Below are 23,443 nucleotides of genomic sequence, written 5' to 3' on the forward strand. Positions count from 1 at the left end.
TCTGCAGGCGCGGACTTCATCGTGGCGCGGGCAACGTAAGGTTGCCCATCAGACGCCGTATAGATTTAAGCAAGCCCATCATAAATCAAAATCAACGTTGCAAAAAAGGGGGTGACCATAGATTTTTATGCGGTGTTTTTCTGAATAACATCGGTATTTCAGCCCTGTCTGTAAAAGCAAACGCTTCAAAATGTAAAGTATTGTGAATTCAGGCCTTCAGAACGCATGGAGTCTTGAATCCTGATAAGAAGCCCATAGGATCAGTACAGCCCGGCATGCTATGTGCCGGTGGTATGACTCGCTAATAACAATGAAGTAACAATGAGGAAGTGAAATTTTATGATGCGTATAGCGTTGTTCCTGCTGACTAACCTGGCCGTTATGCTGGTATTCGGGCTGGTACTTAGCCTGACCGGCATTCAGCACAGCAGCGTGCCGGGGCTGATGATCATGGCCGGGCTATTTGGCTTCGGTGGCGCAATTGTCTCATTACTGATGTCGAAATGGATGGCGTTACGCTCAGTGGGGGGGGAAGTCATTGAGCAGCCGCGTAACGAAACTGAGCGCTGGTTGATGGACACCGTGCGTCGCCAGTCTCAGCAGGCGGGCATTGCGATGCCACAGGTCGCGATTTATCACGCACCCGATATTAACGCCTTCGCCACGGGCGCACGTCGCGATGCCTCTCTGGTGGCGGTGAGCACCGGATTGCTGCAAAGCATGAGTCAGGACGAAGCCGAGGCGGTTATCGCCCATGAAATCAGCCACATTGCGAACGGCGATATGGTAACCATGACGCTGATTCAGGGGATCGTGAATACCTTCGTGATCTTCATTTCACGTATTATTGCGCAGGTGGCCTCGGGCTTCCTTTCCGGCAACCGTGATGGCGAAGAGAGCAGTAACGGCAATCCGCTGATTTATTTTGCCGTGGCGACCGTGCTTGAACTGGTCTTCGGTATTTTGGCCAGCATCATCACGATGTGGTTCTCACGTCACCGTGAATTCCATGCGGATGCCGGTTCTGCAAAACTGGTGGGCCGTGAAAAAATGATTGCTGCGTTGCAGCGCCTTAAAACCAGTCATGAACCGCAGGAAGCGGGGAGCATGATGGCGTTTTGCATCAACGGTAAATCGAAGTCATTCAGCGAGCTGTTTATGTCCCACCCGCCACTCGACAAGCGTATCGAAGCGCTGCGCAGTGGTGCATACATCAAGTAATTTATTTCAAGCAATGCTGAACAAAAAGCCCGGCTACTCTGCCGGGCTTTTTCATATCAGGATTTCAGATTTTCCGATTCCTTCTGGCTGCTGGTTTTCTGCGTCATCCTCAGTAAACTGACCAGCGCGCCGGTTCCGGCCAGCATTCCTGCAAGGATCAGTGATGCGTGAGTGCCATGCTGCGGGAACAGGTTAAACATCAGAGCAACCATCGCCGCGCCGGTTGTCTGACCCAAAAGACGCGCAGTGCCCAGCAGTCCGCTCGCGCCGCCACTACGGTTTCGCGGGGCTGAACTGATGATTGTGTGATTATTCGGCGACTGGAATAACCCAAAGCCGGCACCACACAGCAACATGCGCCAGATAATGTTCAGATGCGAAGGCTCTGATGGCAGTAATGACAGGGAAAAGAGCCCGAATGAGAACACGATCAGACCAATCCCGCCCAGCATTCCCGGATGGAAGCGCTCAACCAGACGGCCGGCGATCGGCGCCATCACCATCGTCGCCAGCGGCCACGGCGTGAGCAGAAGGCCTGTTTCCACGGAATTCAGACCGAGAGTGTTTTGCAGGAAGAAGGGCAGTGAAACAAAAGCCAGCATCTGGGCGCTGAAAGAACACAGCGAAGTGCCCAGAGACATACTGAAAATAGGAATGCGCAATAAATCGATCGGCAGCAGCGGGAAAGGCTGGGAAAGCTGACGGCGTACGAAGAACCAGCCGATGATCAGGAGGGCAATGACTTCGCTCAGGATCAACATAGGGTTCTGACCTTGCGCAAATCCACTGATGGCGCTGATCAGCAGGCCAAAGGTCAGGGCATTCATCACGCTGCTGATGATATCAAAACGCTGACCCTGACTTCGCGTCGAGTTCGCCGGTAAAAACTTCAGACCGAGTATCAGAGCCACAATACCAATCGGAACGTTGATGGCAAACAGCCATTGCCAGGAGGCTACCGACAGAATACCGGCGGCAATGGTGGGTCCGGCCGCTGCCGAGACGGCAACGATAAGTGCATTAATACCGACACCACGTCCTAAGAAACGCTGCGGATAAATAATACGTATCAGCGCGGTATTTACACTCATGATCGCTGCCGCACCGAAACCTTGTAACACACGGGCGACAGTCAGTGTCATCAGTGAATCCGACAAGGCGCAAAAGAGCGAGGTGATACTAAATACCAGCAAACCCGTCTGGTAAATACGGCGGTAGCCGAATATGTCGCCCAGTGACGCCAGAGAAAGCAGAGAAATCGTGATCGCCAGCTGATAGGCGTTAACCACCCAGATAGAGGTTGCCGGGCTGGCATGGAAATCATTAGCGATGGTGGGCAGTGCGACATTAGCGATAGCGCCATCCAGTACAGAAACGGTAATACCCAGCGCAATGGCCAGAATGGCACCATATCGTTGTGGAATGGGTAATCCGTCAGCAGGTGTAGAAGTCATGAGTTCTGTCAGTGCGTAGTCATCAGGGAGGGGAATATTACTACGCTAATTAACGTAAAGTGACAATTGTCACATGATGTAATGAATTTTTTATCTCTCTGTCGGGAATGAAACTGGCTTAACAGTTCTTACATTCTTGATCAATGGGTTGATTGCTTCTCAGCGATGCTTGCCAGTATAATAAAAACCACGTTCTATTTTTTTTGAAACAAACTCAACGCGAGCAGGTAATACACCCTATGGCTATCGCAGATCTTGATAAGCAACCCGATTCCGTCTCCTCAGTCCTGAAAGTTTTTGGCATTTTACAGGCGTTGGGGGAAGAGCGTGAGATTGGCATTACTGAACTTTCTCAGCGCGTAATGATGTCTAAAAGTACGGTCTACCGTTTTCTTCAGACCATGAAATCCCTGGGTTATGTCGCGCAGGAAGGCGAGTCAGAGAAATATTCCCTGACGCTCAAGTTGTTTGAACTGGGTGCCAAAGCGTTGCAAAACGTCGATCTGATCCGCAGCGCTGATATTCAGATGCGCGAATTGTCCCGTCTGACCCGCGAAACGATCCACCTCGGTGCACTGGATGAAGACGGGATTGTCTACATCCATAAAATTGATTCGATGTACAACCTGCGCATGCATTCGCGTATTGGTCGCCGCAATCCGCTGCACACCACCGCAATCGGTAAAGTGCTGCTGGCATGGGGCGATAAAGCAGAAGTCAGCGCGCTGTTGCAGGAAATTGAATTTACCCGCAGCACTGAAAATACCATCATGAATGCTGCCGATTTGCAGACTGCGCTGGATCAGGTTCGCGCGCAGGGTTTCGGCGAAGACAATGAAGAGCAGGAACAAGGGCTTCGTTGTATCGCAGTTCCGGTATTCGACCGCTTTGGCGTGGTGATTGCTGGTTTGAGTATTTCTTTCCCGACGATTCGTTTCTCCGAAGAAAGCAAAAGTCATTACGTAGAAATGCTGCATACTGCCGCGCGGAATATTTCAGAGCAAATAGGTTTTCACGACTATCCGTTCTGAATAATCACGTTCTGAGTTATTGCGGAATTTCAGACATAAAAAAACCGAAGCCACTGGCTTCGGTTTTTTGTTTGCAGCAATCTGAAATTAACGGTGAGCCAGCTCAGCCGTTTCTTCAGCATCCATCACCGCTTTATCTGTCTGTTTCAGCAACTGACTTGTGATAGTGCCTGCCGTCATTGAACCGCTGACATTCAGTGCGGTACGGCCCATATCAATCAGCGGCTCAACAGAAATCAGCAGGGCAACCAGCGTAACCGGCAGGCCCATGGCTGGCAACACGATCAGGGCTGCAAATGTCGCACCACCACCCACACCGGCAACACCGGCAGAGCTCAGGGTAACAATACCCACTAATGTTGCAATCCATACCGGATCAAACGGGTCGATGCCGACGGTTGGCGCAACCATGACGGCCAACATGGTTGGATACAGACCTGCACAGCCGTTCTGACCAATCGTTGCCCCGAACGATGCCGCAAAGCTGGCGATAGATTCAGGAATACCCAGACGGCGTGTTTGCGCTTCAACGCTCAGCGGGATGGTCGCGGCACTTGAACGGCTGGTGAAGGCAAAAGTCAGCACCGGCCAGACTTTACGGAAGAATTTCGCCGGATTAACACCGGTGAACGACAGCAGTATCGCATGAACAACAAACATAATGCCAAGACCCAGGTAAGACGCGACCACAAAGCTGCCGAGTTTGATGATGTCCTGAATGTTCGAGCCGGCGACCACTTTGGTCATCAGAGCCAGTACCCCGTACGGGGTCAGTTTCATGACCAGACGCACCAACTTCATCACCCATGCCTGCAGGGTATCAATAAAGGCCAGAATGCGCGGACCTTTTTCTGCATCATCTTTCACCAGTTGCAGGGCGGCTACACCAACGAAGGCGGCGAAGATCACGACGCTGATGATTGATGTCGGACTTGCGCCTGTCAGATCAGCAAACGGGTTCTTAGGTATAAAGGAAAGGATCAACTGAGGCACGCTCAGGTCAGCCACTTTGCCGACATAGTTAGACTGAATTGCCGTCAGTCGCGCCGTTTCCTGCGTACCCTGTACCAGGCCGTCAGCGGTGAGGCCGAACAGGCCCGTCACGAAGATACCCACCAGAGAAGCGATCAGTGTGGTGAACAGCAGGGTACCGATGGTCAGGAAGCTGATTTTCCCCAGCGATGACGCGTTATGCAGTTTCGCTACCGCGCTCAGAATAGAGACGAAAACCAGCGGCATGACGATCATTTGCAGCAACTGGACGTAGCCGTTACCGACAATATTGAACCAGGTAATTGAGGTTTTTAGTACCGGATCATCGGAACCGTAGATCAGCTGTAAAGCCAGGCCAAATACGACACCCATAGCCAGACCCAGTAAAACTTTTTTTGCCAGGCTCCATTGCTTGTGGCGGGTTTGTGCCAGCAGCAAAAGCAGGGCAACGAAAACCACTACGTTAAGAACGAGCGGAAGATTCATACCAGACTCCAAACTTATAATTTTGATAAATGAAACGGGTGTTTCCGGAAAAGGACTGCACCATCCCAAAGCATTGGGGGGCAGAATATCAGTTTGAGGGTCTGAGTATTTATATCCAAAAGGAATTCATTATAACTTTTTGTTGGTATTTGTATTAATTTTCATCATGTCGGCAATATTTCATGCTATTCAGATGAATAATTTCAGGATGTGATTAAAAAAGTCAGGATTTATTGCACCAATGATGGGCGTCCAGTCTGGCCAGAAAAGCGTCAGGCCGACCAGCATAAGGCAGAGCGTGCGCTCGAGTTGATTACCTTTCTGGCTGTTAATCAGCGGTAGCCGGAAACGCCATCGACAAGGCCAGAGCAGCGGCACTCCTGCAGGCGTCAGCATATCTGCCAGGATATGGCTCAGGTAACCGATAATCATGGCGTGGAAAGCATCAGCGGGGATCACCCAGTCGTGAGGGAAATGAGTGCGTAGCAGGAAAATCCCTCCAGCCACCGCCAGCAAACTGTGAGTGAATCCACGGTGACCAAAAGCCCGGGCGATGGGGGCCGACAACCATTTGAGACGCTGGCCCAGCACCGATTTGGGGTGATCAATATCGGGCAGCAGACAGGTAAGCAAAGACCCTGGAATGATGTGCCACCAGTCACCATGCGCCAGTTCGGGAGAAAGCTGGGCCTTCTTAGCAAATACTGCACAGGCAATTGAGAAAATGAGATGGCCTTCCGCCGTCATGACGCGTCCGAACTGGATAACTGTTATTTTATCCAGTATAAGTGAAACTGTCACAATCTTGGAAGAGATGCCCTGTAACTAATTGTCAACGGACTGATAAAAAACAAAAAAGCGTATAAGAATACGCCTTTCTGGTGTCACTTATTCTGCCCTTAACGCGCGAGCCAACCACCATCGACGGCAATGGTGTAACCATTAACGTAATCAGAGGCTTTCGATGCCAGAAAGACTACCGGCCCCATGACATCTTCCGGCAGACCCCAGCGTCCGGCGGGGATTCTGTCGAGGATTTCTTTGCTGCGTTCTTCATCGGCGCGCAACTGTTCCGTATTGTTAGTCGCCATATACCCCGGCGCAATCGCATTCACATTGACGTTATGCTTCGCCCATTCATTGGCCATCAGTCGGGTCAGACCCATTACTGCGCTTTTTGACGCGGTATAGGAAGGCACCCTGATCCCCCCCTGATACGAGAGCATAGAGGCAATATTTATAATTTTGCCACCGTTACCCTGTTTGATGAACTGCTTCGCCACGGCCTGAGACATAAAGAACAGCGTTTTGCTGTTCACATTCATCACATCATCCCAGTTTTTCTCGCTGAATTCGATGGCATCTTCACGGCGGATAATACCGGCGTTATTGATCAGAATATCGATATGACCAAATTCCCCGACTGCTTTCTCGATCAGCTCAGGAATGCCTGTGATGGTGCTCAGATCAGCCCTCAGATCGAGAAAACGGCGGCCTAACATGGTGACTTTTTTTTCAGTTTCTTCAGGGGCGGAAACGTTAATGCCCACAATATCGCATCCCGCCTGCGCGAGACCCAGCGCCATGCCTTGTCCCAGCCCGGTATTGCAACCGGTGACGATTGCGACTTTGCCGCTTAATTCAAATGAACGGAGGATCATATTCAGAGTCTCTTTTGCAACGGCGCGTTCGCCATAAAAAATGAGTTGCTCTGCCGGTGAAGGCAGAGCAAGGGGGAGTTAGCGCAGTTCGCTGACTTTGACGTGATCCATGTCATCGAATACCTGGTTCTCACCGACCATACCCCAGATGAAGGTATAGTTTTTGGTACCCACTCCGGCGTGAATTGACCAACTAGGAGAGATGACAGCCTGCTCGTTGTGCACTAATAAATGACGGGTTTCCTGTGGTTGCCCCATCATATGGAACACGGCAGTTTCCGCTTCCATATTGAAGTAGAAATACACTTCCATACGACGTTCATGGGTGTGGCAAGGCATGGTATTCCACAGGCTCCCCTCTTCCAGTTTGGTCAGCCCCATGGTCAGCTGACAGGTTTCCAGAACGTCGGGCACGATGAATTTATTGATGGTGCGGCGGTTGCTGGTAGCTGCATCGCCGATGGTCTGCGGAGAGGCTTCCGCCAGTGTGATTTTTTTGTTCGGGAAAGTCGTGTGTGCCGGCGCACTGTTGTAGTAGAACTTGGCCGGTCTGGAGGCATCAACGCTGCTGAACTCGACCCGCTTTGCCCCTTTGCCGACATACAACGCTTCTTCATGACCGATTTCATAGGTTGTACCGTCAACCACGATCAGACCCGGGCCGCCGATATTAATCACGCCGAGTTCGCGACGTTCAAGAAAATAGCTCACACCAAGCTGTTTACCGACTTCATCACCCACGGATACCGTTTTTTCAGCGGGCATGACGCCGCCGACAATGATGCGGTCGATGTGGCTGTAAGTCATGGTATAGGCATTTTTCTCAAAGATTTTCTCAATGAGGAATTCACGGCGTAATTCAGCGGTATCAAGCGTTTTTGCGTGGTCGCTGTGGATACTTTGACGAACTTGCATGTCGGTGCCTCTCATGAATGACGATATCAAGGAGGACTTACCGGGCTAGTCTGACCGTTGCGTGGCAGTGACAGCGTACAGAAGCAGGAGAGCTCCCGGCTCGTCCTTGTTGCAGGAATCATAGGTTCATTGGCATGCGAATTCAATAAAAATGAAATAACGTTTTATTTATTTTATGAGTCAGTTCAAGATTTACGAAATTAAACGAAGCTTCAAAAATTGTGGCAGGAGAAATGCGTAGAGAAGGTATATGGAAAGGAGAGAAGGTGCGCAGCGGCATGAGCGGCTGCGCATAAATTTTAGCTGATGTGTGCCACACGCAATTCTTCGAGGGAAGAAAGTTTGACATCGGCAAGCGCCCAGCGTGGATCCACACTGTATTCATGGTCCGGCACCACCACCGAGCGCATACGCGCGGCTTTGGTGGCGATCATGCCATTAAAGGAATCTTCCAGCGTCACACAGTTGAGCGGATCAACCTGTAATTCTCCGGCAGCCAGCAGATAGACCTCAGGATGCGGTTTGCTGTAAGGCAGCTTTTCCGCTGAAACACGAACCTTAAAGAAGGAGTGTAAATTAAACATTTCCAGCACGGTATCGAGCATAAACAGCGGTGATGCCGACGCGAGACCAATCTTCAGCCCCTGATCACGGCAAAGCTCAAGGGCATGATTCACGCCAGGCAGCAACGGCCGGGTTTGTTCTACCAGTTCAATCGTGCGGGCAATAATCATTGAGGACACTTCTTCCTGACCCGGACCCTGCCACGGAAGCGCCTGATACCACATCCTGACCACCTGATCGATACGCAAACCTAGCGTATCCGGCAGCAAATGGCGCTGGGAAATATCAACGCCCAGGCGACTGAAAACGTCCAGCTCAGCCTGAGTCCATAACCGTTCAGAATCAATTAACAGACCATCCATATCGAAAATTGCTGCATTAACAGGGCGGACATAAGCCATGAAAGCGGACTCCCTCACAATAAATAGAAACCCACTTTAACATCGGTGGGAATGCAGGTGAAATCTGATGTGAAAATGAACAGGATGGACGTTCCCGGTACAGCGTTACGCTAACTGATTAAAACATTGGGCGGAGCAGGCTTTCTGTGGGTAAACTTAGCCGTTGCTTTAGGTATCCTAACAAGGGGAATTCATGACGTACCAACAAGCCGGACGTGTGGCAGTAATTAAACGAATTGCGGGATGGATCATTTTTATCCCTGCGCTGCTTTCTACGCTGATTTCTTTGCTGAATTTCATCAACGAGCACACTAAGACTGAGCAGGGCATCAACGCGGTCATGCTGGATTTCATCCACGTGATGGTGGATATGGTGAAGTTCAATACCTCGTTTCTCAATGTCTTTTGGTACAACTCACCGGTGCCAGCTTTAGGGCAGGGTTTCACCAGCGCGAACATCATGTTCTTCATTATCTACTGGCTGATTTTTGTGGGGCTGGCACTTCAGGCTTCCGGCGCGAGAATGTCCCGTCAGGTAAAACACATTCGCGAAGGGATCCAGGATCAGCTTATTCTGGAACAGGCGAAAGGTGCTGAAGGCCGGACACGTCCGCAAATTGAAGAGCGTATCGTGATACCGCGACACACGATTTTGGTGCAGTATTTTCCGTTGTATATTTTGCCAATTATCATCGCTGTCATCGGCTACTTCATTTTGAAATTATTAGGATTAATGGCCTGATAATTTGACGACATATTTATAACGGGTTTCTGTGAAAATGAAAAATAAGGCCTGAATATTAACGTTTTCAGGTCTTATTTGTTCAGAGCTGAAATATTTATCCCGCTAACTGATATCTTCGTGTAACAGCCTTTCTATGGCGCGTTGCGCCACCACAAGATGCTGACCACCGAATAAATTACTGCGGTTAAGCAGGTAATATAACTGGTAGATCGGTTGCCTCGAAATGAAGTCGTCAGGGAGTGGCGTTATACTCTGATAACCCTCATATAATTGCGGCGGAACATTCGGATATAACGGCAGCATCGCCAAATCGCATTCCCGATCTCCCCAGTAACAGGCCGGGTCAAAAATCACCGGACCATCATCAGATAAGCCACAGTTATGCGGCCATAAATCGCCGTGTAAAAGTGAAGGTTGCGGCTGATGATTCTGCAAGCGGGCATGAACCATGGCGGTGATATCTTCGATATTACCAAATATCATCCCTTTTTCAGCAGCCAGTTGCAGCTGCCAGCCAATGCGCTGCTCGGCAAAGAAGTTAGCCCAGCGCCGTTGCCAGCTGTTGGGTTGCGGAACTGTCGCCAGTTCATTATCGAAATCCAGACCGAATTGCAGTTGTTCACTCCACTGATGCAATGCGGCAAGTTGTTGGCCTAAAACATAGGCATTATGTGCATCCAGAGGTTTTTGCGGGATGTATTCGAGCAAGAGGAAACTGTAATCACGGTCGCTACCTACACCATAAACTTCCGGCACCCTGACGGTCTGGCTGCGCGCAAGTAAGGCCAACTGATCGGCTTCAGCGGCAAAGATAGGCAACATTTCGCGTGCATTGCATTTCACAAACACGTTTCTGTCGCCGTAGCTCAGCCGCCATGCCGGGTGGATTTCGCCTCCCGGAAGCTCAACACGTTCGCGGATTTCAGCATTGCCTAAGTGTTCACTCAACAAACGATTGACGGCTTGCCACATGGTATGACCCCTTCTGACTGGCCAGATAATTCATTAAGTTAGCGTTTTTTCAGCTTCGAAAACCCGATCCGGCGCACGGCTGAATCAGATGATGATGTCAATTTATGCAATTTCTCAGATGTCTAAATAGAACGTATCATCAGCGGACAGATTAATTTAGGAATATGTGACATGAAACGGGTTTTATAAACGGAATTGTCTTATCGACATCCCTCTAACCCCTTTGTTTAACAAAACAATAATAATAATAGACGAAAAATATATTCAGGTGTTGGAAGAAGATGTATATGCTACATCTCGTCCCAGTCGCGAGAGAGATAACGTGAAACCAAACATTCTTTATTTGATGGCCGCGCTATTGCTGGCGGGTTGCGCTAAAGAAACACCGGTTCAGACGACGCGTTTTTTGAATCCATCGCCGCCACCTCAGCGCGATACTTCATTAATGCATCCAGGGCCTTATGGTGATGTTATTCACCAGGCGGCAAATACCTATGGCGTCGACGAAACACTTGTTAAAGCAATCATTCAGGTCGAATCTGGATATAACCCAACCGTTGTCAGCAAATCGAATGCGATTGGGTTAATGCAGCTAAAGGCCTCAACGGCAGGACGCGATGCCTACCGGATGAAAGGACGTTACGGTCAGCCCACGCCGCGTGATTTAAAAGATCCGGCGGTGAACATTGACCTGGGTACGGCTTATTTAAGTATTTTACAACAGCAGCTTGCGGGTATTAATAACCCTGAAACTCGTCGTTACGCCACCACACTGGCATATGTGAACGGAGCAGGGGCGTTGTTGAGAACGTTCGACAAAGATAAGACGTATGCGATTGCGAAAATCAATCTGATGACGCCTGCTGAGTTTTCTGCCCATGTGCAGAAAAAACACCCGGCGCCACAAGCGCCACGCTATCTGTGGAAAGTGAACAATGCCTACCTCGCGATGCGGTAAGCATTGATGTTTCCGCCAGCGGCTCAGGCTGCTGGCGGGAAGGTTTTAATAATCTCAAGAACCCCGTTGATAACGAACTGAACGCCCATACACACCAGCAAGAATCCCATCAGACGTGAAATAGCCTCAATCCCGCTTTTCCCGACCAGACGCATAATCGCCCCCGAACTGCGCAGAGATATCCACAAAATCAAACCCACTAAAAAGAAAATCATCACCGGAGCAACGGTAATAATCCAGTGCGGGAAATCAGATGATTTCACCGTTGAAGCACTGCTGATGATCATGGCAATGGTGCCCGGCCCGGCGGTACTTGGCATCGCCAGAGGAACAAAAGCGATATTTGGCGAATCCTGTTTTTTCATTTCCGCCGTTTTGTTCTCGATAAGGATCCTTTCTTCCACGTGTGGCTGTGGGAAAAGCATTCTGAAACCGATAAAGGTGACGATAAGTCCCCCCGCAATACGCAGGCCGGGAATGGAAATCCCGAACGTATTCATCACCAACTGTCCCGCGTAATACGCCACCATCATGATGATAAAGACATAGACCGAGGCCATCAGCGACTGCTGGTTTCTTTCCTGTGTGGTCATATTCCCGGAAAGACCGAGCATCAAAGCCACGGTCGTCAGTGGATTTGCCAGCGGAAGCAGTACCATCAGGCCCAATCCCAGTACTTCAAATAACTGCCTGACTTCTGTCATATCCTTCCCTTTTTTAAATGCTGCTCTGGTTACCTTAACGTGTCAGGGGGGATTACACGAAAAATATCCGCGTTTAGCAACACAGGTTGCTGGAAATTCGCACTTTACGAATGCTAAACTTATGGACTGTTTTCGCGTCGCATCCCGATACAATTACGTGATGTATTCAGGGTGCCTATATTTGGCAAGGTAAAGCTAAATAGCGTGAATAACTACGTGAATTTAAACTCAAATATTTTTCTAGATGTGCTCTGTCGTGTGGGGCACCACTGTAGATTAAGGAATTAGCATGCCTGTCATTACTCTTCCTGATGGAAGCCAGCGCGTTTTTGATCGCCCCGTTTCTCCCCTTGATGTTGCCCTTGATATCGGCCCTGGCCTGGCGAAAGCCTGTATCGCTGGTCGTGTTAACGGCGAACTGGTTGATGCAACCGACCTGATTGAGGTTGACGCGCAACTGGCGATCATCACCGCTAAAGACGAAGCCGGTCTTGAAATTTTGCGCCACTCCTGTGCGCACCTTTTGGGTCATGCCATTAAACAACTGTGGCCAGACACCAAAATGGCAATCGGCCCGGTTATCGATAATGGCTTCTATTACGACGTCGATTTAGATCGTACGCTGACTCAGGAAGATATCGAACTGCTTGAAAAGCGCATGCACGAACTGGCTGAAAAGAATTACGACGTCATTAAAAAGAAAGTCAGCTGGCAGGAAGCGCGCGATACCTTTGCAAGCCGTGGCGAAGAATACAAAGTGGCGATTCTGGATGAAAACATCAGTCATGATGACCATCCGGGTCTGTATCACCACGAAGAATACGTGGATATGTGCCGTGGTCCGCACGTACCGAACATGCGTTTCTGCCATCATTTCAAACTGCAGAAAACCTCCGGTGCTTACTGGCGTGGCAACAGCGATAACAAAATGTTGCAACGTATCTACGGCACTGCGTGGGCGGATAAAAAGCAACTGAATGCTTACATTCAGCGTCTGGAAGAAGCCGGTAAACGTGACCACCGTAAAATTGGTAAGCAACTTGACCTGTACCATATGCAGGAAGAAGCACCAGGTATGGTGTTCTGGCACAACGACGGCTGGACCATTTTCCGTGAGCTGGAAGCCTTTGTACGCATGAAACTGAAGTCTTATGACTATCAGGAAGTAAAAGGTCCGTTCATGATGGACCGCGTGCTGTGGGAAAAAACCGGTCACTGGGAAAACTACAAAGAAGCGATGTTCACGACCTCTTCTGAAAACCGTGAATATTGCATCAAGCCAATGAACTGTCCGGGACACGTTCAGATCTTCAATCAGGGTCTGAAATCTTACCGTGATCTGCCATTGCGTATGGCTGAGTTTGGCAGTTGCCACCGTAATGAGCCATCTGGTGCATTACATGGCCTGATGCGTGTTCGTGGCTTCACTCAGGACGATGCTCACATCTTCTGTACAGAAGAGCAGGTGCGTGATGAAGTGAACAGCTGTATCCGCATGGTGTATGACATGTACAGCACGTTTGGCTTCGAAAAAATCGTGGTGAAATTGTCCACCCGTCCTGAGAAGCGCATTGGTACTGACGAAATGTGGACTCGTGCTGAGGATGACCTGGCGGCTGCGCTGACGGAAAACGACATTCCGTTCGAATATCAGCCGGGTGAAGGGGCGTTCTACGGTCCAAAAATTGAATTTACCTTGCATGATTGTTTGGATCGTGCGTGGCAGTGTGGTACCGTGCAGCTCGACTTTTCATTACCTGGTCGTTTGAACGCCTCTTATATTGGCGAAAGTAACGACCGTCAGGTTCCGGTAATGATTCACCGTGCTATCCTGGGTTCAATGGAACGCTTCATTGGTATTCTGACTGAAGAATACGCGGGCTTCTTCCCAACCTGGATGGCTCCGGTTCAGGTAGTGATTATGAATATCACTGATTCACAAGCTACCTATGTCGAAGAATTAACTAAAAAACTGCAAGATGCAGGCATTCGCGTTAAAGCCGACTTGAGAAATGAGAAGATTGGCTTTAAAATCCGCGAACACACGCTACGCCGTGTTCCTTATATGTTAGTTTGTGGCGATAAAGAGGTCGAAGCAGGCAAAGTTGCTGTTCGTACCCGCCGCGGCAAAGACTTAGGAAGCATGGATGTTAGCGAAGTCGTTGACAAACTGCTGGCGGAAATCCGCAGCAGAAGTCTTCATCAACTGGAGGAATAAAGTATTAAAGGCGGAAAACGAGTTCAACCGGCGCGTCCTAATCGCATTAACAAAGAGATTCGCGCGCAAGAAGTTCGCCTCACCGGCGTCGATGGCGAGCAGATTGGTATTGTCAGTCTGAATGAAGCTCTTGAAAAAGCTGAGGAAGCGGGCGTCGATTTAGTAGAAATCAGTCCGAATGCCGAGCCGCCAGTTTGTCGAATCATGGATTACGGCAAATTCCTCTACGAGAAGAGCAAGTCGACCAAAGAGCAGAAAAAGAAACAAAAAGTTATTCAGGTTAAGGAAATCAAATTCCGACCTGGTACCGATGATGGCGACTATCAGGTCAAACTACGCAACCTGATTCGCTTTCTGGAAGATGGCGATAAAGCCAAAATCACCCTGCGTTTCCGTGGGCGTGAAATGGCGCACCAACAGATCGGTATGGAAGTGCTTAACCGCGTCCGTAAAGACCTGTGTGAAGATTCTGAACTGGCCGTTGTCGAATCCTTCCCTACGAAGATCGAAGGTCGTCAGATGATCATGGTGCTCGCACCTAAGAAGAAACAGTAAGGCTTCCAAGTAATCCTGCTACGCGGTGTTCGCACCGCGTATTCTGGATTCGCCTTTCTGATTCATGTTAATAACAATGCGAAGTGGAATTTAAAATGCCAAAGATCAAAACAGTACGCGGCGCCGCTAAACGCTTCAAAAAAACCGCCAATGGTGGTTTTAAGCGTAAGCACGCAAACCTGCGTCATATTCTGACCAAAAAAGCTACTAAGCGTAAACGTCACTTGCGTCCAAAAGGCCTGGTATCCAAGAACGATTTGGGTCTGGTCTCTGCATGTCTGCCGTACGCATAAATACACTTTTTTTCATCTAGAATATAAAACTCAGGAGAGCATATGGCTCGCGTAAAACGTGGTGTGATTGCACGTGCACGTCACAAGAAAATCTTAAAACAGGCGAAAGGCTACTACGGTGCCCGTTCTCGCGTATATCGTGTTGCATTCCAGGCTGTTATCAAAGCTGGTCAATACGCTTACCGTGACCGTCGTCAAAAGAAACGTCAGTTCCGTCAGCTGTGGATCGCGCGTATCAACGCAGCAGCTCGTCAGAACGACATGTCTTACAGCAAATTCATTAACGGCTTGAAAAAAGCTTCTATTGAAATTGACCGTAAGATCTTGGCTGACATCGCAGTATTCGACAAAGTGGCATTCTCTGCACTGGTCGAAAAAGCGAAAGCAGCTCTGGCGTAAGTCAGGTGAAAGAGGGAGCTTGCTCCCTCTTTTATATTTTGTGTTTAAAAACATTCTGTTTCGTTGTTTAATACCCACAGTTTCGTTTCAATTACGGCACAAGATTTACAACCGACAAGGTAACGCAAGCATGAATGCTGCTATTTTCCGTTTCTTTTTTTACTTTAGCGCCTGACTTTGGAAGGCTTTCGCGCGTAAGAGAAGAAACGAAAAGTAGCGCCTAAGCCTCCCTCGTGGAGGCTTTTTTGTATCTGTGCTTTATACGCTAAGGTTCAGGGTCAAAATCGCGCCCCTGATTAATCACGGTTATTTTACATCGGGCCATATTGGCCAGAAGAAGAGGAAAGCAATGCCACATCTCGCAGAGCTGGTTGCCAATGCCAAGGCAGCCGTAGAGAGTGCTCAGGATATCGCCGCGCTGGATAATGTGCGTGTCGAATATCTGGGTAAGAAAGGCCACCTGACACTCCAGATGACAACCCTCCGTGAATTACCTGCGGAAGAACGCCCGGCTGCGGGCGCGGTCATCAATGAAGCGAAAGCGCAGGTTCAGGAAGCCCTGAACGCGCGTAAAAATATGCTGGAGTCCGCTGAACTGAATGCCCGCCTGGCAGAGGAAACGATTGACGTTTCCCTGCCTGGCCGTCGCATCGAAAACGGTGGTCTGCACCCGGTGACCCGTACTATCGACCGCATTGAAACCTTCTTTGGTGAATTAGGCTTTACCGTGGAAACCGGCCCTGAAATCGAAGATGACTATCACAACTTTGATGCCCTGAACATTCCGGGTCATCACCCGGCACGTGCCGATCACGATACTTTCTGGTTTGATGCCAAACGCCTGCTGCGCACGCAAACTTCCGGTGTTCAGATCCGCACCATGAAAGACCAGCAGCCGCCAATTCGTATTATCGCGCCGGGCCGCGTCTATCGTAACGATTACGATCAGACTCACACCCCGATGTTCCATCAGATGGAAGGCCTGATCGTTGATAAAGACATCAGCTTCTCTAACCTGAAAGGCACATTGCACGATTTCCTGAATAACTTCTTTGAAGCTGATTTGCAGATCCGTTTCCGTCCTTCCTATTTCCCGTTCACAGAACCTTCCGCAGAAGTGGATGTAATGGGCAAAAATGGCAAATGGCTGGAAGTGCTGGGTTGCGGCATGGTGCATCCGAATGTCCTGCGCAATGTGGGCATCGACCCTGAAGTGTATTCCGGTTTTGCCTTCGGAATGGGGATGGAACGTCTGACTATGTTGCGTTATGGCGTGACTGATCTGCGTGCATTCTTCGAAAACGATCTGCGTTTCCTCAAACAGTTTAAGTAAGGCGGGAATATCACATGAAATTCAGTGAACTCTGGTTGCGTGAGTGGGTAAACCCAGCCATTAGCAGCGAAGCATTATCAGACCAAATTACTATGGCCGGCCTGGAAGTTGATGGCGTTGAGCCGGTTGCAGGCGCATTTAATGGCGTGGTTGTCGGTGAAGTTGTCGAATGCGGTCAGCATCCAAACGCAGACAAACTGCGTGTGACTAAAGTCAATGTGGGCAGCGATCGTCTGCTGGACATCGTTTGTGGCGCGCCAAACTGTCGTCAGGGCCTTAAAGTTGCAGTTGCAACAGTGGGCGCCGTATTGCCGGGTGATTTCAAAATCAAAGCTGCCAAATTGCGTGGCGAGCCTTCAGAAGGCATGCTGTGTTCGTTCTCTGAGCTGGGTATTTCAGAGGATCACGACGGTATTATTGAACTGCCACTTGATGCGCCAGTCGGTACAGATATCCGTGAATTCCTGAAACTCGATGACACCACGATTGAAATCAGCGTAACGCCAAACCGTGCTGATTGCCTGGGTATCCTCGGCGTGGCGCGTGATGTTGCTGTCATCAACCAGTTGCCACTGGTTGAGCCGGAAATGAACCCGGTGAAAGCAACGATTGATGCCACCATCCCCATCGATGTGCAGGCGCCACAAGCGTGTCCGCGCTATCTGGGCCGTGTCGTTAAAGGCATCAACGTTAAAGCACCTACACCATTGTGGATGCGTGAAAAACTGCGTCGCTGTGGCACCCGTTCTATCGACACCGTGGTCGATATCACGAACTACGTGTTACTCGAACTCGGTCAGCCAATGCATGCGTTTGATCTGAATCGCATCAGTGGTGGCATCGTCGTGCGCATGGCGCAGAAAAACGAAGCATTAACGTTGCTCGATGGCACAGAGGCGAAACTGGCGGAAGATACGCTGGTCATCGCAGACCATGAGAAAGCCCTGGCAATGGCCGGTATCTTTGGTGGCGAACATTCCGGTGTGAACGACGAGACGCAGGACGTCCTGCTGGAATCTGCATTCTTTGCTCCGCTCTCAATTACTGGCCGTGCACGCCGTCAGGGTCTGCACACGGATGCTTCTCATCGCTATGAACGTGGTGTGGATCCTGAGCTGCAGTTCAAAGCTATCGAACGGGCTACTGCGTTGTTGCTGAGCATTTGTGGTGGTGAAGCCGGTCCGGTCATTGAAGCGACCTCCGACGTTGATTTGCCGAAAGCGGCAACCATCACCTTGCGTCGTGAAAAACTGGATCGCCTGATCGGGCATCATGTTGAAGATGCTCAGGTGACTGACATCCTGACCCGTCTGGGGTGTAAGGTTCAGCATAATGGCGACCACTGGGTAGCTGTGGCGCCAAGCTGGCGTTTCGATATGCAAATCGAAGAAGACCTGGTGGAAGAAGTCGCGCGTGTCTACGGCTACAACAACATTCCTGATGTGCCGGTTAAAGCCAGTCTGGTGATGACCAAACACCGTGAAGCGAACCTTTCACTGAAACGTGTGAAAAATCTGCTGGTTGATCGTGGTTTCCAGGAAGCGATCACTTACAGTTTTGTCGATCCAAAAGTGCAGGCTCTGCTGCATCCTGGCGAAGAAGCGCTGATTTTACCCAGCCCGATCTCGGTTGAAATGTCTGCAATGCGTCTTTCCCTGTGGTCTGGCCTGCTGACTGCTGTAGTAAATAACCAGAATCGTCAGCAAAGTCGCGTACGTTTATTTGAAAGCGGCCTGCGCTTTGTACCTGATACGCAAGCCGATTTGGGTATCCGTCAGGACGTCATGCTGTCTGGTGTAATCTCCGGCACTAAAAATGAAGAGCATTGGGATCTGGCGCGTCAGGCAGTTGACTACTACGATTTGAAAGGTGATCTTGAGGCTATTCTTGAGCTTACCGGCAAAATGAACGATGTACAGTTCAAGGTGGAAGCGAATCCTGCGTTGCATCCTGGGCAGAGCGCAGCAATTTATTTACGCGGCGAACGTATTGGTTTCATTGGTGTAGTACACCCTGAGCTGGAACGTAAACTCGATCTTAATGGTCGTACCGTGGTCTTCGAAATGTTGTGGAATAAGGTCGCAGACCGCGTGCTGCCTGATGCGAAAGAGATTTCTCGCTTCCCGGCGAACCGTCGTGACATCGCTGTGGTAGTGGCCGAAAACGTGCCCGCAGACGATATTTTGGCAGAGTGCAAGAAAGTTGGCGCAAATCAGGTAGTTGGCGTAAACTTGTTTGATGTGTACCGTGGCAAGGGCGTAGCTGAAGGTTACAAGAGCCTGGCTATCAGTCTGGTGTTGCAGGATACCGGCCGTACACTGGAAGAAGAGGAGATCGCCGCTACCGTTGCAAAATGTGTAGAGGCTCTAAAACAGCGATTCCAAGCATCCTTGAGGGATTGAACCTATGGCGCTTACTAAAGCTGAAATGTCAGAACACCTGTTTGAAAAGCTCGGGCTGAGCAAACGGGATGCCAAAGACCTTGTTGAAATATTTTTCGAAGAAGTACGTCGTGCTTTGGAAAATGGCGAGCAAGTTAAACTGTCTGGCTTTGGCAATTTTGATTTGCGTGACAAAAACCAACGTCCGGGACGTAACCCGAAAACCGGCGAAGATATTCCGATCACGGCGCGTCGTGTGGTGACTTTCCGTCCGGGACAGAAATTGAAAAGTCGTGTAGAGAATGCCACGCCGAAAGAATAAGTGAAAACATCAAAAAGGCCGCGAAAGCGGCCTTTTTTTTTATCTGACTTTTAAGAGTGCAGTGTCATCGGAAACAATAGGTTTTAACGCTTTTAAGTAATTAGCACAGAAAGTGAAAAGATAGCGTTAAAGGGGTAGGCGGTTCAGGATTAGTCTGATAGATTAAATTTCAAGGCCTGAAAAGAACTTTGGTTTATTATTTATCCGGATGCCATTCAAATAAAACGGGGCCGAAGCCCCTATGGTAAGTCACTCATTATGTTCAGTTAATAATATTTACATATTAATATCTGAATAAAAGTTACCGGACAAATTAGCCGGGAACGGGAGAATGGAATTATAAAAGGTGACTAGTGGTTATAGAACATACGAGGTCCACCCGGACCGCCGCCACCGTGCCCACCGCCGCCATGACCGCCACCACCAGGACCCCAAAATGGTGGGAATAAACAGCCACTGAGGCTGACGACAACCAGAGCAATGCTCAGCAGAGCGAAAATACGACGCATAAAATACATCCTTCGTTTGAATAAACAGGTCGATTATAAATAGAATGCAGACAGGATGTTGTCAGGCTTGCGTTAAGATTTGTTAGTGTCTTAATAGGAATTGAATAGATAACACACGCCGTCTTGTTGAATTATTTCAACCAGGACATGTTTGTGTTTTTATTGTAAGGTCAGAGCAAGTTATCCGAAAATACGCTTATTTCTTATATTTTCTTCAATACCTGACTGATATAAAAATAACGTCATAAAAAATAAAGAAGGCGTAACTAACGTGAAAAAATCTCTCTTATTGCTTTGTTGTGCACTGGCTTTGCCTGTGATCGCGCAGGCAAATGTTTCTATTGACCTCAACGTACCTGGCGTATCACTTCACCTCGGGGATCAGGATCAGCGCGGTTACTATTGGGATGGCTATGACTGGCGCCCACCGCAGTGGTGGCATGATCATCAGGGCCATCATTACGGTGAGCGTAATGAACATGGCATGTACTGGCACGGTAATCGCTGGGACGCTAAACCACCGCAGCGTAACCATGATAAGCCGGGGCGTAATCAGCCAGGACCGCAGCCCCATAACCCGGGCCGTCCAAACGGTAATGATCATCATGATAATAATGGTCATCAGGGGAACGGCCAGCCGATCCCGCCGAATGGTTATCAGGGACACTGATTTTCCCTGTAAATGCCCAACGTGTCCGAAGCCGGTGCTCAGTCACCGGCTTTTTCAATTTCTATTTATGGTATTCAGCCGTTCTTCGCTAGAGCTAACTGCCTAATATCGGTAGGATAGTCACTTCCCGTGAGCCCCAGGAATTAGCCATTCATGCCTATCCCGCAGACCTTTTCTGCCTTTGAACAGCAACAGAAATACCGTGACCGCCGCTGGTTATACGGGCTGGGTATGTTCTTGTTGTTGATATGGGTGTTCAGTCTGAGTGCGGGTGAACGCTGGCTGTGGCCGGATCAATGGTTCAGCACTGAGGCGCGTCTGTTCGTGTGGCAATTACGGTTTCCGCGCGCTGTCGCTGTCATTTTGGTGGGCGCAAGTCTCGCTGTCTCCGGGGCAGTGATGCAGTCGTTGTTCGAAAATCCTCTTGCCGAGCCCGGTTTACTCGGTGTTGCCAATGGTGCCTGCGTCGCGCTGGTTTTATGTGTCATGTTAAGCCACGGCCTGTTGCCTGTTTGGATCATGAGTCTGGCAGCCATCGCGGGCGCTCTGATTGTCACTTTCTTTCTGCTATATATTGCCCGTAAACGCCTTTTGACGAATGCCCGTATGCTTCTTGTCGGGATTGCTATTGGGATTGTCTGCAGTGCTTTAATGACCTGGGCGATTTATTTCAGCAACAATCTCGATTTACGGCAGTTGATGTACTGGATGATGGGCGGATTTGGCGGTGTTGACTGGAATCAGCTCTGGCTGGGATTAATGTTGCTGCCTGTTTTACTGTGGCTGGTCTTACAGGGGAATGCACTCAATCTATTGTCTCTCGGGACGCAGCAGGCGAGGCAACTCGGCATATCGCTGAACACCTGGCGTTATATTCTGGTGCTTGCCGTCGGCTGGATGGTCGGGCTGAGCGTCGCCTTATCGGGCGTCATCGGTTTTATCGGGCTGATCATCCCGCATATTCTCAGGCTTTGCGGGATCACCGATCAGCGCCGTTTGCTGCCCGCCTGTGCGCTTTGCGGCGCTTCAGTTTTACTGTTAGCGGATGTGCTGGCGCGAATTGGTTTATCCGCGGCGGAATTACCGATTGGTGTGGTGACTGCCACGCTGGGTGCACCGGTATTCATCTGGTTGCTGACCAGAACCGGACAAATCCGCTGATGCTTTTCGGTGTGTCGGCTATGCTGTTCACTGAAACCCTTCCCCTAACCTACAAATATCAGGACGAAAACGATGAGTAATGAAATTTATAATATCTCCCTGAAAACTATCGATGGCGAAACCACGACGCTCGGTGCTTATAAAGGTTCTGTATTGCTGGTCGTGAATGTGGCATCACAATGTGGCCTGACCAGGCAATATGAGGGGCTGGAAAATATCTACCAGGCCTGGCACGATCGTGGTTTTGAAGTGCTGGGGTTCCCGTGCAATGAATTCGGCGCGCAGGAACCGGGCACTGAAGATGAGATCAAAACCTTCTGCACCACCCATTTTGGCGTGAAATTCCCGATGTTTAGCAAAATTAACGTCAACGGAGACAACCGTCATCCGCTGTATTCAGCGCTGATTGCAGCCTGTCCGACAGCCGTCAAACCGGAAGACAGTGCGTTCTACGAACGTCTGGCCAGCAAAGGTCGTCAACCTCTTAAGCCCGATGACATCTTGTGGAACTTTGAGAAATTCCTGATTGGTCGTGACGGCACCGTGGTTCAGCGTTTTGCACCCGATATGACACCGGAAGATCCGATCCTTATGGAAACCATCAAAGCCGCACTGGCGAAATAATTTGCGTGTGAATACACCAATGCTGGAATGTCGTGAGATAACCGTTGCGGGGCGGCTTAGCGCATTTAGCGCGCAGATTGTGCCGGGCTGTCGGATCCATATTATCGGCCCGAATGGCGCCGGGAAAAGCACTTTACTGACCCGTCTGGCGGGTATGTCGGCAGGGGGAGGTGAGGTTATTCTCGACGGACAACCGCTTGCCGACGTTCCCGGACCCAGGCTGGCACGTCTTCGCGCCTGGTTATGCCAGCAACTGACCCCGGCATCCCTGATGCCGGTATTTCAATATTTGTCCCTTCATCAGCCGCGAGAAGTGGATCCTGCTGTTCTTGAGCGCACGGTTTCATGTTTATGTGATGCTTTACATCTCAGCGATAAACTTGGCCGGCCGGTCACGCATTTATCCGGCGGGGAATGGCAGCGGGTGAGGCTGGCGGCTGCTTTATTGCAAGTGTGGCCGACGGTGAATCCTGATAGTCAGCTTTTATTCCTTGATGAGCCGATGAACAGCCTGGATGTTGCCCAGCAGCAGGCGCTGGATCAGTTACTTGCGGAGTTTTGCGCGGCAGGACGTTCCGTGGTGTTAAGCGATCATGATCTCAACCATACCCTCCATTACGCACATCAGATCTGGCTTATGTCGCAGGGTCAGGTGATGGCGGCGGGAAAATGTGCTGATGTCATGCAGCCTGAAATACTTTCAGACGTGTACAAAGTGGCATTTCAGATACACGAACTGGCAGGCAGGCAATGGATAATGGCGACCTGAGCTTAATGCATAGCGGTTTAATTATATTATTATTGGGGTTTACGCTTTACCCCAATTCTTATTTGTTCATAAAAAACGCAGAAGATGCATTGTTTTAATAAAGT

General features: G+C 49.7%; 26 protein-coding genes and 1 other annotated feature. Of the genes, 17 read left to right on the forward strand and 9 right to left on the reverse strand.

Going from position 1 to position 23,443, the window contains the following annotated elements:
* On the forward strand, positions 1-206 hold a 206-nt coding region (locus tag LC431_RS18600), incomplete at its 5' end, for a hypothetical protein (RefSeq protein WP_223510157.1).
* A 133-nt stretch (positions 207-339) separates the two neighbouring features.
* Positions 340-1,221: a protease HtpX gene (gene htpX / locus LC431_RS18605; protein WP_013576149.1), complete on the forward strand. Its 882-nt coding sequence runs from the start codon at positions 340-342 to the stop codon at positions 1,219-1,221.
* Positions 1,222-1,277: 56 nt separating this feature from the next.
* Here htpX and LC431_RS18610 read toward each other — a convergent pair whose 3' ends face one another.
* Positions 1,278-2,675, reverse strand: a complete 1,398-nt coding sequence (locus tag LC431_RS18610; protein ID WP_037037455.1) for an MFS transporter — start codon at positions 2,673-2,675, stop codon at positions 1,278-1,280.
* A 239-nt stretch (positions 2,676-2,914) separates the two neighbouring features.
* Between LC431_RS18610 and kdgR the strand changes: the two genes are divergently transcribed.
* Positions 2,915-3,706 (forward strand): DNA-binding transcriptional regulator KdgR, encoded by a 792-nt coding sequence (gene kdgR / locus LC431_RS18615; RefSeq protein ID WP_013576147.1) that lies wholly within the window; start codon positions 2,915-2,917, stop codon positions 3,704-3,706.
* Between the two features lie 87 nt (positions 3,707-3,793).
* Here the strand turns inward: kdgR and LC431_RS18620 are convergent, their stop codons facing one another.
* The 5 genes from LC431_RS18620 to hxpB all read right to left on the reverse strand — a co-directional run bounded on the left by LC431_RS18620 (position 3,794) and on the right by hxpB (position 8,726).
* The gene (locus LC431_RS18620) at positions 3,794-5,185 is read right to left on the reverse strand and encodes an L-cystine transporter (RefSeq protein ID WP_037035298.1); all 1,392 of its coding nucleotides are present in this window, start codon (positions 5,183-5,185) and stop codon (positions 3,794-3,796) included.
* A 189-nt stretch (positions 5,186-5,374) separates the two neighbouring features.
* Positions 5,375-5,932 carry a metal-dependent hydrolase gene (locus LC431_RS18625; protein WP_013576145.1) on the reverse strand — a complete coding sequence of 186 codons (558 nt, stop codon included), beginning with the start codon at positions 5,930-5,932 and terminating at the stop codon, positions 5,375-5,377.
* A 152-nt stretch (positions 5,933-6,084) separates the two neighbouring features.
* On the reverse strand, positions 6,085-6,846 hold the full coding sequence (kduD, locus tag LC431_RS18630) for a 2-dehydro-3-deoxy-D-gluconate 5-dehydrogenase KduD (protein WP_013576144.1): 762 nt from the start codon (positions 6,844-6,846) through the stop codon (positions 6,085-6,087).
* A 78-nt stretch (positions 6,847-6,924) separates the two neighbouring features.
* Complete coding sequence (gene kduI, locus LC431_RS18635) at positions 6,925-7,761, reverse strand: 5-dehydro-4-deoxy-D-glucuronate isomerase (RefSeq protein ID WP_013576143.1); 837 nt, start codon at positions 7,759-7,761, stop codon at positions 6,925-6,927.
* A 299-nt stretch (positions 7,762-8,060) separates the two neighbouring features.
* Positions 8,061-8,726: a hexitol phosphatase HxpB gene (gene hxpB / locus LC431_RS18640; RefSeq protein WP_013576142.1), complete on the reverse strand. Its 666-nt coding sequence runs from the start codon at positions 8,724-8,726 to the stop codon at positions 8,061-8,063.
* Between the two features lie 193 nt (positions 8,727-8,919).
* Between hxpB and LC431_RS18645 the strand changes: the two genes are divergently transcribed.
* Entirely contained in the window at positions 8,920-9,468 is a 549-nt protein-coding gene (locus tag LC431_RS18645; protein ID WP_013576141.1) for a YniB family protein, read from the forward strand.
* A gap of 105 nt (positions 9,469-9,573) precedes the next feature.
* On the opposite strand, the gene LC431_RS18650 is transcribed toward LC431_RS18645, so the two are convergent.
* The gene (locus tag LC431_RS18650) at positions 9,574-10,443 is read right to left on the reverse strand and encodes a fructosamine kinase family protein (RefSeq protein WP_223510158.1); all 870 of its coding nucleotides are present in this window, start codon (positions 10,441-10,443) and stop codon (positions 9,574-9,576) included.
* 322 nt (positions 10,444-10,765) lie between these two features.
* Here LC431_RS18650 and LC431_RS18655 point away from each other — a divergent pair, with 322 nt between their 5' ends.
* Complete coding sequence (locus tag LC431_RS18655) at positions 10,766-11,401, forward strand: transglycosylase SLT domain-containing protein (protein WP_013576139.1); 636 nt, start codon at positions 10,766-10,768, stop codon at positions 11,399-11,401.
* Between the two features lie 23 nt (positions 11,402-11,424).
* Here the strand turns inward: LC431_RS18655 and LC431_RS18660 are convergent, their stop codons facing one another.
* Positions 11,425-12,105, reverse strand: a complete 681-nt coding sequence (locus LC431_RS18660; RefSeq protein ID WP_013576138.1) for a MarC family NAAT transporter — start codon at positions 12,103-12,105, stop codon at positions 11,425-11,427.
* 289 nt (positions 12,106-12,394) lie between these two features.
* Here LC431_RS18660 and thrS point away from each other — a divergent pair, with 289 nt between their 5' ends.
* From thrS to ihfA, 8 genes are all read left to right on the forward strand, one after another.
* Positions 12,395-14,323, forward strand: coding sequence for a threonine--tRNA ligase (gene thrS / locus LC431_RS18665; protein ID WP_013576137.1), 1,929 nt, complete (start codon positions 12,395-12,397; stop codon positions 14,321-14,323).
* A gap of 3 nt (positions 14,324-14,326) precedes the next feature.
* Complete coding sequence (gene infC / locus LC431_RS18670) at positions 14,327-14,878, forward strand: translation initiation factor IF-3 (RefSeq protein ID WP_013576136.1); 552 nt, start codon at positions 14,327-14,329, stop codon at positions 14,876-14,878.
* Positions 14,879-14,973: 95 nt separating this feature from the next.
* Complete coding sequence (gene rpmI / locus LC431_RS18675) at positions 14,974-15,171, forward strand: 50S ribosomal protein L35 (RefSeq protein ID WP_013576135.1); 198 nt, start codon at positions 14,974-14,976, stop codon at positions 15,169-15,171.
* 42 nt (positions 15,172-15,213) lie between these two features.
* Positions 15,214-15,570 carry a 50S ribosomal protein L20 gene (gene rplT / locus LC431_RS18680; protein ID WP_013576134.1) on the forward strand — a complete coding sequence of 119 codons (357 nt, stop codon included), beginning with the start codon at positions 15,214-15,216 and terminating at the stop codon, positions 15,568-15,570.
* Positions 15,571-15,695: 125 nt separating this feature from the next.
* Positions 15,696-15,820, forward strand: a sequence feature (Phe leader region).
* Positions 15,701-15,745, forward strand: coding sequence for a pheST operon leader peptide PheM (gene pheM, locus LC431_RS18685; RefSeq protein ID WP_106120997.1), 45 nt, complete (start codon positions 15,701-15,703; stop codon positions 15,743-15,745). Its footprint overlaps the feature before it by 45 nt.
* 99 nt (positions 15,821-15,919) lie before the next feature.
* On the forward strand, positions 15,920-16,903 hold the full coding sequence (pheS, locus tag LC431_RS18690) for a phenylalanine--tRNA ligase subunit alpha (protein WP_013576133.1): 984 nt from the start codon (positions 15,920-15,922) through the stop codon (positions 16,901-16,903).
* 14 nt (positions 16,904-16,917) lie between these two features.
* Positions 16,918-19,305: a phenylalanine--tRNA ligase subunit beta gene (gene pheT / locus LC431_RS18695; protein ID WP_223510159.1), complete on the forward strand. Its 2,388-nt coding sequence runs from the start codon at positions 16,918-16,920 to the stop codon at positions 19,303-19,305.
* Between the two features lie 4 nt (positions 19,306-19,309).
* Positions 19,310-19,606, forward strand: coding sequence for an integration host factor subunit alpha (ihfA, locus tag LC431_RS18700; RefSeq protein ID WP_004089944.1), 297 nt, complete (start codon positions 19,310-19,312; stop codon positions 19,604-19,606).
* A gap of 350 nt (positions 19,607-19,956) precedes the next feature.
* On the opposite strand, the gene LC431_RS18705 is transcribed toward ihfA, so the two are convergent.
* Positions 19,957-20,115, reverse strand: a complete 159-nt coding sequence (locus LC431_RS18705; protein ID WP_013576131.1) for a hypothetical protein — start codon at positions 20,113-20,115, stop codon at positions 19,957-19,959.
* A 271-nt stretch (positions 20,116-20,386) separates the two neighbouring features.
* Here LC431_RS18705 and LC431_RS18710 point away from each other — a divergent pair, with 271 nt between their 5' ends.
* The 4 genes from LC431_RS18710 (at position 20,387) to btuD (ending at position 23,339) form a co-directional block, all read left to right on the forward strand.
* Positions 20,387-20,785 carry a DUF2502 domain-containing protein gene (locus LC431_RS18710; protein ID WP_013576130.1) on the forward strand — a complete coding sequence of 133 codons (399 nt, stop codon included), beginning with the start codon at positions 20,387-20,389 and terminating at the stop codon, positions 20,783-20,785.
* Positions 20,786-20,938: 153 nt separating this feature from the next.
* Complete coding sequence (btuC, locus tag LC431_RS18715; protein WP_013576129.1) at positions 20,939-21,946, forward strand: vitamin B12 ABC transporter permease BtuC; 1,008 nt, start codon at positions 20,939-20,941, stop codon at positions 21,944-21,946.
* 72 nt (positions 21,947-22,018) lie between these two features.
* Positions 22,019-22,570: a glutathione peroxidase gene (locus LC431_RS18720; protein WP_013576128.1), complete on the forward strand. Its 552-nt coding sequence runs from the start codon at positions 22,019-22,021 to the stop codon at positions 22,568-22,570.
* A gap of 19 nt (positions 22,571-22,589) precedes the next feature.
* Positions 22,590-23,339 (forward strand): vitamin B12 ABC transporter ATP-binding protein BtuD, encoded by a 750-nt coding sequence (btuD, locus tag LC431_RS18725; protein ID WP_013576127.1) that lies wholly within the window; start codon positions 22,590-22,592, stop codon positions 23,337-23,339.
* The last annotated feature ends 104 nt before the right edge of the window (positions 23,340-23,443 follow it).

It is taken from the genome of Rahnella sp. GSA61A, from assembly GCF_019969905.1.
GTDB lineage: Bacteria > Pseudomonadota > Gammaproteobacteria > Enterobacterales > Enterobacteriaceae > Rahnella > Rahnella aceris.

Excerpts from the sequence above, each read along its gene's own strand:
- htpX (WP_013576149.1), top strand. The coding sequence starts at position 340 with ATGATGCGTATAGCGTTGTTCCTGCTGACTAACCTGGCCGTTATGCTG.
- LC431_RS18610 (WP_037037455.1), bottom strand. The coding sequence starts at position 2,675 with ATGACTTCTACACCTGCTGACGGATTACCCATTCCACAACGATATGGT.
- kdgR (WP_013576147.1), top strand. The coding sequence starts at position 2,915 with ATGGCTATCGCAGATCTTGATAAGCAACCCGATTCCGTCTCCTCAGTC.
- LC431_RS18620 (WP_037035298.1), bottom strand. The coding sequence starts at position 5,185 with ATGAATCTTCCGCTCGTTCTTAACGTAGTGGTTTTCGTTGCCCTGCTT.
- LC431_RS18625 (WP_013576145.1), bottom strand. The coding sequence starts at position 5,932 with ATGACGGCGGAAGGCCATCTCATTTTCTCAATTGCCTGTGCAGTATTT.
- kduD (WP_013576144.1), bottom strand. The coding sequence starts at position 6,846 with ATGATCCTCCGTTCATTTGAATTAAGCGGCAAAGTCGCAATCGTCACC.
- kduI (WP_013576143.1), bottom strand. The coding sequence starts at position 7,761 with ATGCAAGTTCGTCAAAGTATCCACAGCGACCACGCAAAAACGCTTGAT.
- hxpB (WP_013576142.1), bottom strand. The coding sequence starts at position 8,726 with ATGGCTTATGTCCGCCCTGTTAATGCAGCAATTTTCGATATGGATGGT.
- LC431_RS18645 (WP_013576141.1), top strand. The coding sequence starts at position 8,920 with ATGACGTACCAACAAGCCGGACGTGTGGCAGTAATTAAACGAATTGCG.
- LC431_RS18650 (WP_223510158.1), bottom strand. The coding sequence starts at position 10,443 with ATGTGGCAAGCCGTCAATCGTTTGTTGAGTGAACACTTAGGCAATGCT.
- LC431_RS18660 (WP_013576138.1), bottom strand. The coding sequence starts at position 12,105 with ATGACAGAAGTCAGGCAGTTATTTGAAGTACTGGGATTGGGCCTGATG.
- thrS (WP_013576137.1), top strand. The coding sequence starts at position 12,395 with ATGCCTGTCATTACTCTTCCTGATGGAAGCCAGCGCGTTTTTGATCGC.
- rpmI (WP_013576135.1), top strand. The coding sequence starts at position 14,974 with ATGCCAAAGATCAAAACAGTACGCGGCGCCGCTAAACGCTTCAAAAAA.
- rplT (WP_013576134.1), top strand. The coding sequence starts at position 15,214 with ATGGCTCGCGTAAAACGTGGTGTGATTGCACGTGCACGTCACAAGAAA.
- pheS (WP_013576133.1), top strand. The coding sequence starts at position 15,920 with ATGCCACATCTCGCAGAGCTGGTTGCCAATGCCAAGGCAGCCGTAGAG.
- pheT (WP_223510159.1), top strand. The coding sequence starts at position 16,918 with ATGAAATTCAGTGAACTCTGGTTGCGTGAGTGGGTAAACCCAGCCATT.
- ihfA (WP_004089944.1), top strand. The coding sequence starts at position 19,310 with ATGGCGCTTACTAAAGCTGAAATGTCAGAACACCTGTTTGAAAAGCTC.
- LC431_RS18705 (WP_013576131.1), bottom strand. The coding sequence starts at position 20,115 with ATGCGTCGTATTTTCGCTCTGCTGAGCATTGCTCTGGTTGTCGTCAGC.
- btuC (WP_013576129.1), top strand. The coding sequence starts at position 20,939 with ATGCCTATCCCGCAGACCTTTTCTGCCTTTGAACAGCAACAGAAATAC.
- LC431_RS18720 (WP_013576128.1), top strand. The coding sequence starts at position 22,019 with ATGAGTAATGAAATTTATAATATCTCCCTGAAAACTATCGATGGCGAA.
- btuD (WP_013576127.1), top strand. The coding sequence starts at position 22,590 with ATGCTGGAATGTCGTGAGATAACCGTTGCGGGGCGGCTTAGCGCATTT.